Origin of the sequence: Flavobacterium sp., assembly GCF_044373165.1 — a bacterium.
In the GTDB taxonomy this organism is placed as follows: Bacteria; Bacteroidota; Bacteroidia; order Flavobacteriales; family Flavobacteriaceae; genus Flavobacterium.
Window position 1 is genome coordinate 26010 of the sequence record NZ_JBILQL010000011.1, and the last position, 17044, is coordinate 43053.

The 17044-nt window shown below is 37.1% G+C and carries 16 protein-coding genes and 1 tRNA gene; 7 read left to right on the forward strand and 10 right to left on the reverse strand.

From position 1 onward, the window contains the following. Positions 1-22: 22 nt before the first annotated feature. From ACIQ32_RS03090 to fahA, 4 genes are read right to left on the reverse strand one after another with little or no spacing between them, the layout of a single operon-like run. A complete protein-coding gene (locus ACIQ32_RS03090; protein ID WP_396194212.1) occupies positions 23-1057 on the reverse strand; it encodes a hypothetical protein in 1035 nt (344 codons plus the stop codon). Positions 1058-1060: 3 nt separating this feature from the next. After that, positions 1061-3088, reverse strand: coding sequence for a S41 family peptidase (locus ACIQ32_RS03095; protein WP_396194213.1), 2028 nt, complete (start codon positions 3086-3088; stop codon positions 1061-1063). A 4-nt stretch (positions 3089-3092) separates the two neighbouring features. Next, positions 3093-4175 (reverse strand): glycine cleavage system aminomethyltransferase GcvT, encoded by a 1083-nt coding sequence (gene gcvT, locus ACIQ32_RS03100; protein ID WP_396194215.1) that lies wholly within the window; start codon positions 4173-4175, stop codon positions 3093-3095. A 52-nt stretch (positions 4176-4227) separates the two neighbouring features. Next, complete coding sequence (gene fahA, locus ACIQ32_RS03105; RefSeq protein ID WP_396194216.1) at positions 4228-5511, reverse strand: fumarylacetoacetase; 1284 nt, start codon at positions 5509-5511, stop codon at positions 4228-4230. Between the two features lie 109 nt (positions 5512-5620). On the opposite strand from fahA, the gene glyA reads away from it, so the two are divergent. The 4 genes from glyA to ACIQ32_RS03125 all read left to right on the forward strand — a co-directional run bounded on the left by glyA (position 5621) and on the right by ACIQ32_RS03125 (position 10122). Further along, positions 5621-6895: a serine hydroxymethyltransferase gene (glyA, locus tag ACIQ32_RS03110; RefSeq protein ID WP_396194217.1), complete on the forward strand. Its 1275-nt coding sequence runs from the start codon at positions 5621-5623 to the stop codon at positions 6893-6895. Positions 6896-7027: 132 nt separating this feature from the next. Next, positions 7028-8116, forward strand: coding sequence for an efflux RND transporter periplasmic adaptor subunit (locus tag ACIQ32_RS03115; protein WP_396194218.1), 1089 nt, complete (start codon positions 7028-7030; stop codon positions 8114-8116). Beyond that, on the forward strand, positions 8116-9372 hold the full coding sequence (locus ACIQ32_RS03120) for an ABC transporter permease (protein ID WP_396194219.1): 1257 nt from the start codon (positions 8116-8118) through the stop codon (positions 9370-9372). The genes ACIQ32_RS03115 and ACIQ32_RS03120 overlap by 1 nt, the downstream gene beginning before the upstream one ends. Before the next feature lie 75 nt (positions 9373-9447). Further along, a complete protein-coding gene (locus ACIQ32_RS03125; RefSeq protein ID WP_396194220.1) occupies positions 9448-10122 on the forward strand; it encodes an ABC transporter ATP-binding protein in 675 nt (224 codons plus the stop codon). Here ACIQ32_RS03125 and ACIQ32_RS03130 read toward each other — a convergent pair. Continuing rightward, positions 10115-10687, reverse strand: coding sequence for a pentapeptide repeat-containing protein (locus tag ACIQ32_RS03130; protein WP_396194221.1), 573 nt, complete (start codon positions 10685-10687; stop codon positions 10115-10117). The genes ACIQ32_RS03125 and ACIQ32_RS03130 overlap by 8 nt on opposite strands. 145 nt (positions 10688-10832) lie before the next feature. Here ACIQ32_RS03130 and ACIQ32_RS03135 point away from each other — a divergent pair, with 145 nt between their 5' ends. From ACIQ32_RS03135 to ACIQ32_RS03145, 3 genes are all read left to right on the forward strand, one after another. Further along, positions 10833-11876: a GMP reductase gene (locus ACIQ32_RS03135; protein ID WP_396194222.1), complete on the forward strand. Its 1044-nt coding sequence runs from the start codon at positions 10833-10835 to the stop codon at positions 11874-11876. A 2-nt stretch (positions 11877-11878) separates the two neighbouring features. Further along, on the forward strand, positions 11879-12400 hold the full coding sequence (locus ACIQ32_RS03140) for an NUDIX domain-containing protein (protein WP_396194223.1): 522 nt from the start codon (positions 11879-11881) through the stop codon (positions 12398-12400). 95 nt (positions 12401-12495) lie between these two features. Then, positions 12496-12569 (forward strand) — tRNA-Arg (locus ACIQ32_RS03145). Between the two features lie 48 nt (positions 12570-12617). Here ACIQ32_RS03145 and ACIQ32_RS03150 read toward each other — a convergent pair. The 5 genes from ACIQ32_RS03150 to ACIQ32_RS03170 form a co-directional block, all read right to left on the reverse strand. After that, entirely contained in the window at positions 12618-12761 is a 144-nt protein-coding gene (locus ACIQ32_RS03150) for an SsrA-binding protein (RefSeq protein WP_396194228.1), read from the reverse strand. A gap of 55 nt (positions 12762-12816) precedes the next feature. Continuing rightward, positions 12817-13698 carry a hypothetical protein gene (locus ACIQ32_RS03155; RefSeq protein WP_396194224.1) on the reverse strand — a complete coding sequence of 294 codons (882 nt, stop codon included), beginning with the start codon at positions 13696-13698 and terminating at the stop codon, positions 12817-12819. An 85-nt stretch (positions 13699-13783) separates the two neighbouring features. Next, positions 13784-15673: a M56 family metallopeptidase gene (locus tag ACIQ32_RS03160; RefSeq protein ID WP_396194225.1), complete on the reverse strand. Its 1890-nt coding sequence runs from the start codon at positions 15671-15673 to the stop codon at positions 13784-13786. Position 15674: 1 nt separating this feature from the next. Continuing rightward, complete coding sequence (locus tag ACIQ32_RS03165) at positions 15675-16034, reverse strand: BlaI/MecI/CopY family transcriptional regulator (RefSeq protein ID WP_396194226.1); 360 nt, start codon at positions 16032-16034, stop codon at positions 15675-15677. Between the two features lie 138 nt (positions 16035-16172). Then, positions 16173-17044 (reverse strand): MFS transporter (locus tag ACIQ32_RS03170; RefSeq protein ID WP_396194227.1); only part of this gene is annotated, 872 nt, incomplete at its 5' end.

The window sequence follows — 17044 nt, forward strand, 5'->3', positions numbered from 1 at the left end:
TGCAAATGATAGTCGACACAAATTATCCTAACGGAACGTGTGTAGAAATAAAGGTGTCACCGGTAGTATTCCACTGATTGATAATGGCATTTTTTTCTTGAAAATTGACACCGTTTATTTTATTATAATTGTCGATTTCTTTGTTGACTTGCTTCACCATCGCGTTATAGTTATCAATCTCTTCATTGGTGCGGTCTTTATCGGCTTTGGATTCCAAAGATTTTTTGGCGTTTTCAAACTTTTCGTTGAACATCATAAACTCAACTATTTTCGGCGCAAATTGTTGTCCTTGTTTTTTATAGAATTCTAAAGCTTTTTTGGTTATTAAAACCATTGAATTATCGGAGCCAAAGGGTTTAATAGATTTTAATTTTTCCAAACCTTCATCGGCATATTGGATCAAAGTCGTCGCATTTTGTTGGATGCCGCCTATATCGTTTTTTTCAATGGCATTAGACAAGTATAAATCGGTTATATTGGCTTTGAAAAAAATCAAATAAAGTTCGGTGTGATAAGCAAATACTTCGTTTGAGATTTTGATTTTTTGGCCTAACTCACTTGTGTTTTCAGATAGTGTAATATTATATTTGGCACAGAAATTTTTTTGAGCTAATTCGGCTTTTTCGTTTTCAGCATCTATCTTTTTGTTTACCAAATCGCGTGTCATGATGTAAGCTTCCATAGCATCATAAGATTGCTCTGCTACTTCTTGCATGTCGATGATTTTATCGTATTCTTCGTTGATGTTTTTTTCGGATATACTCAAATATTCCAGCGTTTGGTTACGGTATTCAATATCGCCTTTGTAACCGTCTTTGAGTGCGGCTATTTTTTTGCTGGCGGTTTGTATGCTTTTTACCAATAATTTACGGGTGTTATCAATGCGACGGGCACTTTTGGAATGGGCCACTGCCGAGGTGTATTTCCACATGCTTCTCGAAATGTTTTCTTGTTCTTTACCGATATAATTGAGGTATTCTACAGGCGTTTTGAATTCTTGAGCATTTAAGCTGAAACTGATACAAAAAAATAGGACTAAAAAAAGACGGTTTTTCATAAATTATGGTTTAAAGGTTATGCTGTCGTTTAAGATATGCAACGCTTCGGCAATATGGTAATTTTGTTTGATTTCCTTACTTCTTTCGATATTGGTACTTTTTAAATAGTCATCGAACTTTTGATTCTCAATATCGATAGAATTTTGAACTATGGTAATGTCTTGTTCTTTTTCACCGGTGGATTTAATGGTTTTCCAAAGGGAATTTATTTTGTTGACATCATCAAAAACGGCAGTAAACTGTAAAGTGATTGGAGGTAAATCGCCATCAAATAGCGGATTGATTTTAGCATTAAGTTCATTTACTTGCTTGGCATAATCGCTATTTTGAAGACGAGTCTGGCTTAATTGTACCAACTTTGATTTCATTGCTTCGTTTGCCAAACGATTGTACTTTAACTGTATGTTGAGTGCCTCGTTTTTTAAAGCTGTTTTATTGCTGTCTTCACGCGGCATTTGTTTGTCAAATAAAAGCGGTATTTCAACATCGGGTATGATGCCAGTATATTGATTGCTTTTGCCGGTAATGCGATAAAAGGTTTCCAAGGTTAGTTTTACAAACTCTTGATTTTGTTGGTCTAATGGAATGATTCGCTGCATTGAGGCTTTCCCTAAAGAGCGATTACCAACAATAATTGCTCGGTTATAATCTTGCATGGCATTGGCAAAAAATTCACTAGCAGAAGCCGAAAAACCGTTAATCATGACCACCATAGGTCCGTTATAAATGGTGCCGCGATTTTGGTCTTTGAGGATTTCTCGTTTTTGTTTTCCGTCGCTCATTACAGCTAATGGTCCAACGTCTATAAAAAGACCACTTAACCTAATCGCTTCTTCCATCGAACCGCCGCCGTTGTTTTGAATATCGATAATAATTCCGCTGATACCGTCTTCTTGGAGTTTGTAGACTTCTTTGGCGACATCATTACTAACACTCGATTTTCCGTTTTCGAAAGTGGCATAAAAACTCGGAATTCTGATGTAGCCGAAATGAGCATCACCTTTTTTAAGTTTGAAACTGTAAACGTTATTTTGATAGTCTTTCATGACTTTTTTATTCAATTTAACGCTGTAGATTTCACCGCTTTTTTTTCTGAAAGTAAAATCGGCCGTTGTGTATTCTTTAGAGCTGATGATTTCATCAATTTTTTTCATTGAAGAACATGCAATCTGGTATTCATTGTTTTGGTGAACCACTTTCAACAATTGATCACCTTTATCAATTTTTTCACTAAAATAAGCAGCACTGCCGGGAATGACTTCTTCTACAGTCATTTCATCTTTTTCGCTCATGGAAAAGTAAAAACCGAAAGTCATATTGTCTGAACTTACGGTAGCATAGAAAGACGATTTATCACTCTCTGAGAAATAATCGGTGTGCGGATCGAAGTAGGAGCAGAAGGTACTGAAAAACAAACTGTAGAACTCGGTTTTTGTTAAAGCATAACGCTCTGTTTTGCATTCGAATTTTTCAAATACTTTCGCTTTGCTGTCGCCGGCTAATTTTTCAAAGTGTTGGGTAAGTGAATCTTTGTTAGTACTCAATTCGGCAACATCTCTAAGAACATTGAAGAGCAATCTTTTTTTATAAAGATGTTTTAGTTCTTTTTCTTCTTTGGCATACGGAAAAGCATTGCGGGAAAACTGTACTTGTTCGCTACTGCTCAAGGGAAAAGGCTCTTTTTTTATATTTTGCAATAGTCTGTTGTATCGCTCAGTAGTTTTGGTGTAAGCCAAATAAAAATCTTCTAAAAAAGCACACGAATTGTTGTTCAAATAATCATCAATTTGGTATTGGTGCTTCTCCAAGGCTTTGATTTCGGGTTCGATAAACAAACGATTGTCTTCGTCGAGTCGACTTAAAAAAGTTTTAAAAACATAAACCGATAAACTGTCGTCTATCGGTTTAGGCTTGTAGTGAAAATCCTGAATCAGCTTGTTGATTTTTGAAACCGTTTCACAAGGATTCTTTTCGGTTTGCCCAAAGAGAAAGAAAGGAAAAACTAAAGCTGTTAATAAGGATTTTATCACATTATTATTTTTTGTAGAAAGGGAGTTTGACTACTTTGGCTTTTACATTATTATTTCTGATTTGGATGAAGATATCCGAATCAACGGCTGCGAATTCGGTTGTAACATAACCCATTCCGATGCCTTTTCCTAATGATGGCGCCATGGTTCCCGAAGTAACTATCCCAATCTTATTACCATTGGCGTCAACAATTTCATAATCGTGACGCGGAATACCTCTTTCTACTAATTCGAAGCCAATGAGTTTGCGAGAAACACCTGCTTCTTTTTGTTTTTTCAGATTTTCGGAATTGGTAAAGTCTTTGGTGAATTTGGTTATCCAGCCCAAACCGGCTTCGATGGGTGAAGTGGTATCGTTGATATCGTTGCCATACAAGCAGAATCCCATTTCCAAACGAAGGGTATCGCGAGCGGCTAAACCAATTGGCTTGATTCCGAAAGCTGCGCCGGCTTCGAATACTTTATTCCAAACTTGTTCTGCTTCCGAATTTTTGCAATAAATTTCAAACCCACCCGAACCGGTATAGCCAGTTGCAGAAATGATCACATTTTCAACTCCGGCAAACGGCCCAACTTCAAAATGATAGTATTTGATAGCGGCTAAATCAATCGAAGTCAGTGACTGCATGGCTTCTACCGCTTTCGGCCCTTGTATGGCTAAAAGAGAATAGTCGTCAGAGAGGTTTTGCATGTCAACGCCTAAATCATTGTGTGAAGCAATCCAGTTCCAATCTTTTTCAATATTAGAAGCGTTTACCACCAACAAATATTGGTTTTCTTTCATTCGGTACACGATTAAATCGTCTACAATGCCGCCGTCATTATTAGGCAAACAAGAATATTGTGCGCGTCCGATTTCTAAAACCGAAGCGTCGTTAGAAGTTACTTTTTGTATTAGTGCCAAGGCATGGTCACCGGTTAGTAAAAATTCACCCATGTGTGACACATCGAAAACGCCTACACCATTTCTCACGGTTTCATGTTCGGCATTCACACCTTCATATTGTACCGGCATATTGTATCCGGCAAACGGAACCATCTTAGCTCCTAAACTTTCATGAATGTGTGTTAAAGCGGTATTTTTCATTATAATTGAATTGTGTTGTTGTTTATTTAAATTGTAATGTTGCTCTTGAAAACTATTTTCTGACAAAAGGAGGTAAAAGTTTTGTACTAACTTCACCAAATCCAATTCGGACGGAACTATTTTGACAATGTCCTTTGATAATAACCGTATCATTATCGTTGATGAATTTACGCTCAGTACCATCTTTCATTACGATAGGATTTTTGCCACCCCAAGTCAGCTCCAACATCGAACCAAAGCTATCCGGAGTTGGACCGGAAATGGTTCCCGAACCCATCATGTCGCCCGAGTTTACACGGCATCCGTTTGAAGTGTGGTGTGCCAATTGTTGCGACATTGACCAATACATGTATTTGAAATTGGATTTGGAAACCAAAGTTGGTTCCACATTTTCAGGCTCAATATAAACTTCTAAGCTAATGTCAAAAGCGTGTTTCCCTTTTTGTTGCAAGTAGGGAAGTGGTGTTGGTTCCTGAAGCGGTCCTTTACAACGAAACGGTTCCAAAGCATCCATAGTTACAATCCAAGGTGAAATGGAAGACGCAAAGTTTTTAGCCAAGAATGGTCCAAGCGGCACATATTCCCATTTCTGAATGTCACGGGCACTCCAATCATTTAATAAAACCATCCCGAAAATGTAATCTTCGGCTTCGGTTACCGGAATATTTTCACCCATAATATTCGCATCGGTAGTGATAAAAGCAGTTTCTAATTCAAAATCGACTAAGCGAGACGGACCGAAAACAGGCGTAGGTTCACCGTTAGGTAGTGTTTGTCCCATTGGTCGGTGAATGGGTATACCCGATGGAATAATGGTTGAGCTTCTGCCGTGGTAACCTACGGGAATGTGAAGCCAATTGGGTAACAATGCATTAGCTGGATCGCGGAACATTTTCCCGACATTAGTAGCATGTTCTTTACTGGAATAGAAATCGGTGTAGTCGCCAATCAATACAGGCAATTGCATTTCAACTTCATCCATGGTGAAGATGACAATTTCTCGATGTTCCGGATTATCTCTGAGTTTAGGGTTGTTGCTGTCAAAAATATCACCGATGCGATTTCTTACCAAACGCCAAGTTTTTTTTCCATCGGAAATAAAATCGTTCAGCGTGTCTTGCATGAACATATCATCGGTTAAATCAATACCCTCAAAATAGTTTAATTGCTGTAAGGCACCCAAATCGATGGCGTAATCTCCAATTCGGGTTCCTATAGTGATGACATCGTCTTTAGTAAGAAAAACACCGAAAGGAATATTTTGAATCGGAAAGTCACTATTCTGAGGAACATTAAGCCATGATTTTCGATTGGGATTGTTGGTTGTATTGGGCATGATGCTGTTGATTTAGTTGTTGAAAAATTAGCAATCAAATATATCATTAACTATTAATTTAACAAACGATTTTCGTAATTTTGACCTTAATTTAACGAAATATATTGAAATGCAACGCGACGAACAAATTTTTGACTTAATCCTTGAAGAACAAGAAAGACAAATTCAGGGAATCGAACTCATTGCTTCTGAGAACTTTGTAAGTGATCAGGTAATGGAAGCAGCCGGTTCTGTACTAACCAATAAATATGCGGAAGGCTATCCCGGAAAAAGATATTACGGTGGCTGTGAAGTAGTAGACGTGATTGAGCAAATTGCCATCGACAGAGCCAAAGCTTTGTTTGGTGCGGAATATGTAAACGTACAACCCCATTCCGGTTCTCAGGCCAATACTGCCGTTTTTGCGGCTTGTTTGAAACCGGGTGATAAGATTTTAGGGTTTGATTTGTCTCATGGCGGTCACTTAACACACGGTTCTCCGGTAAATTTCTCAGGCAAATTATACAGTCCGGTGTTTTATGGTGTAGAGCAAGAAACCGGAGTGTTAAACTACGATAAAATCCAAGCAATCGCTACGAAAGAGCAACCGAAAATGATTATCGCAGGTGCTTCTGCCTATTCACGCGATATGGATTTCAAGCGTTTCCGAGAAATTGCCGATAGCGTTGGCGCTTTGTTATTAGCCGATATTTCGCATCCTGCCGGTTTAATTGCCAAAGGATTAATGAATGATCCGATTCCGCATTGTCATATCGTAACTACAACAACCCATAAAACCCTACGTGGCCCAAGAGGTGGTATGATTATGATGGGGAAAGATTTCGAAAATCCTTGGGGTTTAACTACTCCAAAAGGAGAAATCAGAATGATGTCACATGTTTTGGACATGTCGGTTTTCCCGGGAAATCAAGGCGGTCCATTGGAGCATATTATAGCCGCGAAAGCTGTAGCGTTTGGTGAAGCTTTATCCGATGAGTTCTTTACTTATGCGATGCAAGTCCAAAAAAATGCCAAAGCCATGGCGGAAGCTTTTGTAAAAAGAGGTTACCACTTAATCTCCGGTGGAACAGACAACCACATGATGTTGATTGACTTAAGAAATAAAAATATTTCCGGTAAAGACGCCGAAATTGCTTTGGGCAAAGCCGAAATAACCGTGAACAAAAACATGGTGCCTTTTGACGATAAATCACCTTTTGTCACTTCCGGAATTCGCGTGGGAACACCTGCTATTACCACTCGCGGTTTAGTAGAAAGCGATATGGAAACCATAGTAGATTTAATCGACAGGGTTTTGATGAATGCTACTAATGATGAATTGTTAGAAGACATTGCTGATGAAGTTAACGAGATGATGGGCGAGAGAGCGATTTTTGTTTACTAATCCTTTTTAATATTAATAAAAACAAACCTTCAAGAGTTTCCTTTTGGAGGTTTTTTTTATGATAAATGTTAGGCTTTCTCCACCGCAATTGTCGTAAATTTGGAAGACAAAATTCATAAAAACCAAAGTTTAATGAAATTGCTAAAAGTTCTTTATTTATCTGCACTCCTGGGATTATTTTCCTGTTCCTTAAAAGACGATAGTGCGATCCAACCAACCAAAGGGAATATTACACAAAGTGTTTATGCCTCGGGTGTGGTGAAATCAGCAAATCAATATACCGTTTACGCAACGGTAAGTGGTGTGTTGCAAAAAATTAATGTCACCGCCGGGCAAACTATTGTTAAAGGACAAGACTTGTTTCAAATTGAAAGCGATAAAGCAGTTTTGAATACTGAGAACGCAAGGTTGGCTTATCAATTAAGCAACGAAAACAACCGCTACATCCAAGATAAGATAGCCGAAATGGAAACCAAAGTCCAAGTAGCCAAAGACAAGTTGGCTTTAGATCAATCGGTTTACAACAGAAATAAGAATATCAAACAGTACAACATAATTTCGGAAGTGGAATATGAAAGGGTAGAATTGGCTTATAAGAATTCCAAATCCAATTACGAAGCTGCAGTTAAGCAACTATCCCAATTGAAAGCTCAATTAAAAAACGAGCAAAGCAGAAGCAATATCAACCTTAAAATCAACGCCAAATCCCAAAGTGACTTTACCGTGAAAAGTGCCATCAGCGGAGAGTTGTTTGATGTTTTGGTAAAAGAAGGGACTTTGATAAATCCCCAAACACCTTTGGCTGTTATAGGAAAAAACACTTATTTGCTCGAATTGGATGTAGATGAAAATGATATGGTTCGCGTAAAATTGGGCCAAAAACTAGTCGTAACTATGGACAGTTACAAAGGCGAGGCTTTTGAAGCTACGGTGGATAAGATTTACCCGATTATGGACGAACGATCCCGGACTTTTAAAATAGAAGCGCATTTCTCCAATCCTCCGGGTAAGTTGTATCCTAATCTAACTGCCGAGGCTAATATTATTATCCAAACCAAAAAAGAGGCTTTAACCATCCCGAAAAGTTATTTGGTGGATAATGAATTTGTATTAGTCAATGAGGATGAAAAACGCAAAGTTACAATTGGGTTAAGCGATTATCAAAACGTTGAAATTTTAGACGGATTGACTGCTGACGAAACCATTTACAAACCTAAGTAATGAACTTTAAACTAATATTCAATATTGCCTTACACTTACTTCGGGCCCGATTGAAGCAAACCATAGTAGCTGCCGTTGGGGTTACTTTTGGGATAGCCATGTTTATTTCTTTAGTGAGTTTCATGAATGGGTTGAATGATTTGCTCGATGGATTAATGCTCAACAGAACGCCACATATTCGTTTATATAACGAAATCAAACCTTCTGAAAATCAGCCTATAATGCTTTCGGAAAAACATAAGAATGATGTCAATTTTATCTCTTCAATCAAACCGAAAGACCGCGGCAAATCCATATACAACAGCAAAGCCATTATTCATTATTTAAAGCAAGACAAGCGCATAGTGGATGTGGCGCCCAAAATAACTTCACCCGTATTTTTCAATTCGGGTACTATTGAAATTTCGGGTGTAATTAACGGAATTGATGTTCCGGCAGAAGAAAAATTGTTTGCGCTCAGCGATTATATCATTGAAGGAAAAATAGCCGATTTAGAGCAAAACAACAGTATCATTATAGGGAAAGGATTGGCTGATAAAATGCTTTTAGTTAAGGGTGATATTGTAAAAATCACTACTGCTAAAGGCAATTTGGCTTCTTTAAAAATAGTTGGCATTTCCCAAATAGGTATTGCAGAAGTAGATGATGTAAGCAGTTATACTTCTTTAGAAACGACTCAAAAATTATTAGGAGAAGCCACTAATTACATTACCGATATCCAAATTAAGTTACACGATATTACTTCGGCTCCGACTTTGTCAAAGGAATTCCACAACAAATTTGACTTAGATGCCATCGATTACCAAACCGCGAATTCGCAATTTGAAACCGGAAGTTCTGTTAGAAGTATCATTTCTTATGCTGTTGGGATAGTGTTATTGATAGTCGCCGGATTTGGAATCTACAATATCCTGAACATGATGATTTTTGAAAAGATGGACAGTATTGCCATTCTAAAAGCTACTGGATTTTCCGGCAATGATGTAAAATGGATTTTCATTTCCTTATCCATGATTATTGGACTAACCGGTGGTGTTTTCGGATTGGTATTCGGATTTGGGTTTACTAAAATCATTGATAATATTCCTTTCAATACAGCTGCGCTTCCAACTATCAGTACCTATCCAATCAATTATAATCCGTTGTTTTATATTATCGGAATTGTCTTTGCTTTGGTAACAACTTTTATTGCCGGTTTGCTTCCGGCGCTTAAAGCCAGCAAGATTGATCCGGTGGAAATTATTAGAGGAAAATAATTATAGCACGAATGCAGGAGTATTTCGCATATAGATTTAAACAATATTCGAGGCTGAAATTTAGACAAAGTAAAGATGAACGATAAAGTTTTAGAGACCAAAGGTTTAACCAAATATTTTTACGATCCGATACAGTTTCAGGTTTTGAAATCCATTGACATGAGCATCAATCATGGTGAGTTTGTTTCGATTGTTGGTAAATCGGGTTGCGGAAAATCAACTTTACTCTATTTGTTATCCACTATGGATACGGATTATGAAGGACAGTTGTTCATTAACAAAGAACTCATCACCGGAAAATCGGATACAGAATTGGCTAGGCTTCGGAATGAAAAGATAGGATTTGTTTTTCAATTTCATTACCTGCTTTCGGAGTACAATGTCTTGAAAAATGTAATGTTACCGGGCATGAAACTCAACAAACTTTCTGAAAAAGAAATTGAGCACAACGCCATGGAACACCTCAAAACGCTGGGAATGCAAGAGCAGGCTTTGAAAATGCCAAACCAACTCAGCGGCGGTCAAAAACAACGAGTTGCAATTGCTCGTGCTTTAATTAATAAACCGCTAATTATAATGGGCGATGAGCCGACCGGAAATCTAGATAAGAAAAACAGCGATATTGTATTTGACATTTTTAAACACTTGACCCAAGACCATTATCAAACACTTTTGGTTGTTACGCATGACAACGAGTTTGCCGAAAGGACACAAAGAATTATTACCATGGAAGACGGTAAAATTATTTAACTACAATATCGTATTTCTCCAATAAACCTTTCAAACCTTCAACCGAAAAGATGGCTTTTTTAATTTTATTCTTTTCGGGATCAAAAGCGTAATCATAACTGGTGGAAAAATCGGCCTTATTGGCAATGGTGTCAATAAAAACTGCTCTTCGCAAGTTGCAATTGTCCAATAAAGCTTCGGTTAAATCACAAGCCATAAAATCAACCGAAATCATACTACAATTGATGAATTGCATTTTTCTCAATTTTAAAGCATAAAACTTGGCATAATCCAACAAGCAATCTTTAAAGTGAAATTCAAAAATCACTTGGTCGGTCATGGCAAAATTGACATTGGTGAAATTACATTTATTAAACCAAACACCTCGTAGCGAAACGTAGTTGATTTTGGCATCTTTGAAATTACAATCGAAAAAGGTACAATCCACAAACGAAATGGTTTTGAAAGTACAATTGGTAAAATCACAATGTCTGAACGTACAATTTTCAAATTCTTTGTATTGGGTATTGTCGTCGTCAAAAATGTCGAATTGGAATTCTTGGTCTAAAATATAGTCTGAGGCCATAGCGTAATTTTAAGCGGTAAATCTACTAAATAAATTCGCAAGCCCTTACTAACAATTGTTGATAAAATTTAATCCATCTCCATCACTTTTTAAAATATCAAATACCGATAAATGATACATTTGATAGTAATCTAACTTTAGTTGTATGAGAATTGAAACCGACTTAAAACTGGGCTTTAAAGATGTCATGATTCGACCAAAACGCTCCACCTTAAACAGTAGGGCTCAAGTGTCTTTAGAACGTGAATTTAAATTTTTGCACAGCACACATATTTGGACCGGTATTCCAATTATGGCGGCCAATATGGATACTGTAGGTACGTTTGAAATGGCTTTGGCTTTGTCTAAAGAAAAGCTCTTCACTACTATTCATAAACATTACTCAGTTGAACAATGGGGTAACTTCTTAAAAAACGCTCCGGGAAATGTTTGCGATTACATAGCGGTGAGCACCGGAACCGGGGAAAACGACTTTAAAAAAATCAATGCGATTTTTGAACTGCATCCGCAATTAAAATTCTTGTGTATTGATGTCGCTAATGGTTATTCGGAACATTTTGTTGATTTTTTGAGGCAAGCTCGAAAACAATTTCCGGATAAGGTTATCATAGCCGGCAATGTAGTTACCGGAGAAATGGTGGAAGAACTATTACTCGAAGGTGCCGATATTATTAAAGTTGGTATTGGTCCGGGTTCCGTTTGTACTACTCGGGTCAAAACCGGTGTGGGTTATCCGCAATTGTCGGCCATTATTGAATGTGCCGATGCAGCTCACGGTTTGGGCGGACACATCATTAGTGATGGCGGTTGTGCTATTCCGGGCGATGTAGCCAAAGCTTTTGGTGCGGGTTCCGATTTTGTAATGCTCGGCGGCATGTTGGCCGGACATACCGAAAGTGGCGGAAATTTAGTGGAAGTTAATGGCGAAAAATTTAAAGAGTTTTATGGCATGAGTTCGGAAACAGCCATGAAAAAGCACGTGGGCGGCGTGGCAGAGTACAGAGCCAGCGAGGGTAAAACTGTTAAAGTACCTTTTAAAGGTGATGTGATTGATACCTTACACGATATTTTAGGCGGATTGCGCAGTACTTGTACCTATGTCGGTGCTTCAAAATTGAAAGAATTGACCAAACGAACTACTTTTATTAGGGTAACCGAACAAGAAAATACAGTATTCGGTAAATTATAATCATGACAGAAGGCACTTCTTTTTTTAATTATTGTCCGAATTGCAGTTCGCAAAATTTTGAGTACACCAACAATTTTAAATTCCATTGTAAAAGTTGTGATTTTGTGTTATACCATAACATAGCGGCAGCAGTAGCTTTGGTATTTACTTTTGAAGACAAAATCTTGTTTACGGTAAGAAATGTGGAGCCCGACAAAGGCAAACTAGATTTGCCCGGCGGTTTTATCGATCCGGGAGAAACTGCTGAAGAAGCGGCTTGCAGAGAAGTTGAAGAAGAATTAGGCTTAAAAATTAATCAAAGAAACTTACGTTATATAACCACTTCACCCAACAACTACTTATATAAAAATGTCGCTTACCGAACGATGGATATTTTTTATGAATGTCCATTGTTATCAGATAGTGTTGCTGTATCGGCTAAAGACGAAATACAAGATTTGGTTTGGCTAAAGCGAAATGAAATTGATTTAGATAGAATCGGATTTATATCCATAAAAAAAGTTATTAGTGAATGGTTTTCATAACCAGTCAATTGCAAATGTTTTGTCTTTTTTTTAGTTTTTAAATCACTTTTGATTTGCAAGTTTCTCAAATATACCTATATTTGCACCCACAAAAAGGCCTCGTGGCGCAACTGAATAGCGCATCTGATTACGGCTCAGAAGGTTACTGGTTTGAATCCAGTCGAGGTCACTTAAAAAAGCAAAAAGTCTACAGGAGAATGTAGACTTTTTTTATGGTTTAGTTGCCCAAAGCTTTTGTAGTAACATAATACCGCCAAGCCAATATAGCCAATTGCCATTTTTTGGCTTTGGCCGGATCTAACCCTTTTTTGGTGAAACTGGGCAATACTAGTTTGTTTAATTGGGCTAAAACTTTATACATCATTGTTTTATTTGCAGCAAAAATAAAAAAAACCGCGGAGTGCGGTTTTAATCTTTTAAGTCTTTTGCGTTTTTAAGCTTGATTTTGTTTTTTTGATTTCCTTTCTGGCTTCCTCGAGTTCTTTTTTGGCCTTTTCCAATTCTTTTTTAGAATCTTCTAAGTCTTTATCGGTTGATTCTTCATTTTCCAGTTTGTTGTGCTTCATCAATCGGTCGATTTGTTCTTGCATTTTTTTCATTTGTTCAGCTATATCGTCGTTTTGACTAAAGTTAAATCCCGGAAATTCTTTCTTAGAAAACAAATCATTCTGATTGTTTTTTTGGATTTCATCTATTTCTTCTTGAGTGTAATCTTCGCCACCTTCAATTACTTTACCATCTTCGAGAACCAAAGGTTTTCTGTCATCTCTTAAGATTTTGATTCTGGATTTCGCTTGGCTGAAACCTTGTCTTCCCGGGATTTGAAAATCGAATTTATCTACCGATATACTGTCGTTGTCAAAATTGAATTGGAACTTTTTCATCATATCCTCACCCGAAATACTGCTGAAGAAAGGATTGTTGTCCAAACTGTTTTCCGGTTCGCCGAATCCCATGGAATCGCCTTGTTTGTAGAACTTAATTGTTGGTATCGGTTTAGGAGAATTGTAACTCAAATTACCTTTACTGCCGCTTTGGTCTTCAAAAGCAACCTCAATAGCTGTGATTTCGTTTTTGTTATTGCGTTTTACGTTATTGTATTTAATGTTTACACCATACTCTTTTAACGCTTTAATGTCGTCTTTCATTTCCTGCTCAGGAGTGTTCTTGTTCCACGTCATTACTACATTGTTATTGGCAGATTGATGATTTCGAGAAAAAGATTGGCTTTGGGTTTGTGCCATACTGAAAAAGGAAGTCAATGATAATAAGGTTATTAGATTAAATAACTTTTTCATAAGATAAAGAATTTATTTATGGTTAAACAATAATGATTCAAACTTATAAACTTGTGAGATTCAAAAAGGACAGATTGACAAAATTTTAACTTTTTTGAGTTGTTTTTTTGAGATCGGCTTTGGCTTTTTCCAATTCGGCTTTGGCTTTGATCATTTCTTCTTTGGCTTTGATCATTTCTGCTCTGGCCTTTTCCATTTCGGCTTTGGCTTTTTCCATGTCAGGTCTGGATAATTCCATTTCACGACGTGCTCTTTCCATTTCCGGTCTGGCTTTTTCCATTTCTTCTTTAGCACGAAGCATTTCTTTACGCACTAGTTCTCTCCTTTTGTTTATTTGCATGCGAATTTCCGGTTTCACTTTTTGGATTTGGATTTGTGCGTTTTTCATAGCATTGCCTCTGACTTTGGCGATATCTTCACCATTAATGAACACCTGTTTGTCTTCGCCATCCTCATCAGTTTCAATTTTTATATTGAATTCTCCATTGTCATCAGCATCTTTAATGATTTTTTCAATTTCAGTATCATCAGCAATCACTTTACCGTTGATGATTACCAAAGGTTTTTGCGTTCCTTTGCGAATCATGATTTTGGCTTTATCCATATCTTGCCAGGCAAAAGCTTCAGGTAACTCGGGCATTTCCGGGAACTCAGGATGTTCAGGCATTTCGAAATCAAAATCAAAATTAAAGTCATTCATCTCCGCCAAACTGTCTCCGGCAAATTTAAATACTAAGGCTTCGCTGTCTTCACCTTTTAGTCCGGGAACATTAGCCAATACGCGCATTAGTTTGGGTTTGCCGAATCCAATGGTGTCATCGTTTTTGTAAAAATGAATAGGAGCAATCGGTTCATTACCGGCTACTTGTGACACGCCTTTGTTGCCTTTTTTATCTTTGAACTCGACTTTAATTCCGGTGATTTCTCCTTTGTCGTTGCGCTTGATTTTAGAATACTTTAAAGTTACACCGTGCTTTTCTTTTAGCTTTTGAGCTTCTTTTTTAAGTACTTCATCAGTGGCGTTTTTATCGATTACCAAGCGAACTTCTTCCCGGTTAGGATGGGTTTGGCTCAAAACTGTATTTCCTATTTTTTCCTGGGCAATGGTTTTAATTTGGAAAAGCATTACAAAACCGATTAAAGCCGGTAAAATAATAGAGTATTTCCAGGCATTTTTTTGTTGTGATTGATTGGTGTTTAACATAACGATTCGTTTTTTGATTAATGATTGATAAAAATTATTAGTTATTGAAAGGCAATTTTGATTAGAAATTGATTTGAGTAAGGCCATTTGATAAACCTTCGGATTCTCTATTTGTTGTACCGCCTTTTGATCGGCTATGTATTCTAAGTTTTGGATGATGGCTTTTTTGTACAACCAAACCAAAGGGTTAAACCAGAAAACAATACAAAACAATTTAGCAGTCATTACATCGAAAGAATGTTTTTCACGACTGTGCACTTTTTCGTGCAATAAAATGCTGTCCAATTCTTCTTGGGTGTATAAAGTTGAATTGAAAACAATGTAATTAAAAAATGAAAATGGCGCTATATTTTGGTTCAAATCAACAAGGGTAAAGCTCTCATTTTTAGTTTTTTGTTGATTGTATAGCATTTGAAATAATGAAGCGAAATTAATCGCTATTCGCACCAACAAGAACAATGCAATAGCCAAATAACCAAACCAAATCAATGACATCCAATCGAATGATTCAGCAACCGGAACTTGTGGTTGGACAACTGAATTTTGAGTAGAATAAGCCACTAAATCTTCCAAAGCAATTTTAGGTCTTTCAACATAAATTACTTTAGTAAAGGTCAACCAAGGCAATAGGAGCGAAGTGAACAATCCCAACAATAAAAACCATCGATTGCTATTGAAAAAAGTCTCTTTTCGCACCATAAAATGATAAGCCAAATAGAAAAGGGCTATCAGTCCGCTCGACTTTAAAAGGTTGATGAATAAGGTTTCCATATCACTGCTTCTTTTCGATGATAGCTAATATTTCTCGGAGCTCTTCGGCTGAAATTTTTTCTTCTTCCGCAAAAAAGGAAACCAAATTTTTGTACGAACTGTTGAAATAATTGTCAATCGCCGTATTCATAAAACGTTTTCTGTACTCTTCCATTTTTACAATAGGATAGTATTGATGCGTGTTGCCAAAAGCGGTATGTCCAACAAATCCTTTGTCTTCTAAGTTTCTAATGATAGTAGAAAGCGTATTGTAATGTGGTTGGTCTTCGCTAATTTCTGCCAAAACCTCTTTCACGAAAGCTTTTTTTAGCTTCCATAAAATTTGCATGATTTCTTCTTCTTTGTTGGTTAACTTTTGCATGGTGATGTGGTTTTTATTTGCCTTTTCTGAATAGAACAAAACAAACGTATAACTATTTTTGTAGTTGCACAACTAAATTTATAGTTATTTAACTAAATTTTAAGTTTTAAAAAGAAATTATAAAGGAAATCGACTGATTTATAGAGGTTTATTTTCAGCTTGAATGAGTTTAAAAACCCAATAACCACATAAAGTCCCTAGCAATCCCAAGGTTCCCATATAAAGCCAATTCATTTGATAGCCATTGGTTTTGTAGTACTCAATAATTTCCATACCAACTTTAGCACTAAGAATGTGAGCCAAACTGAAGCTCATGGTATAAATGGCCATATAGCGACCTTCATGTCCTTTGGGTGCGCGACTTAAAGCAACTGAATTCGAAAACGGAAAGGCAAACATTTCGGCAAAGGTCATGAACAACATCATAATAACTAATATTCCAGCCCAAGTATTGATTAACATCAGAAACATACTTATGGCCATTAAAAGTGTTCCAAAAGCCACAACTTTTACTTTATTGATTTTCTTTCTTTCTACATAACTTACTATAGGCATTTCGCAGAAAAAAACCAATAAACCATTCATAGTGAGCAACAATCCGGTTTGGAATTCTGATAAATTAAATTGCTCTTTGTGATAGAGTGGAATGGTGGTAAAGACTTGAAAAAACAAGATGCCGGAAACCAAGCAAGTAAACAAAAACAGCCAAAAGGGTTTGTCTTTAAAAACTGAGTACGTTAATATTTCTCCCGGATGTTCTTTGTCGGTGAAAGCCGATTTTTTCTTTTCTTTTACTTTAACCCAAAAGATAAGAATGGCTACAATACAAGTAATCCCGTCCGCCCAAAACAAACCGCTATACCCAAGATTCATGATGATTAATCCACCTAAAGCCGGTCCGGCTGCAAAACCCAAGTTAATAGCCAAACGAACTAAGGTCAACGCTCGGGTTCTGTTTTCGGGTTTGGCATAAGCGCCAATGGAAACAAACATCGCCGGTCGGTACATAT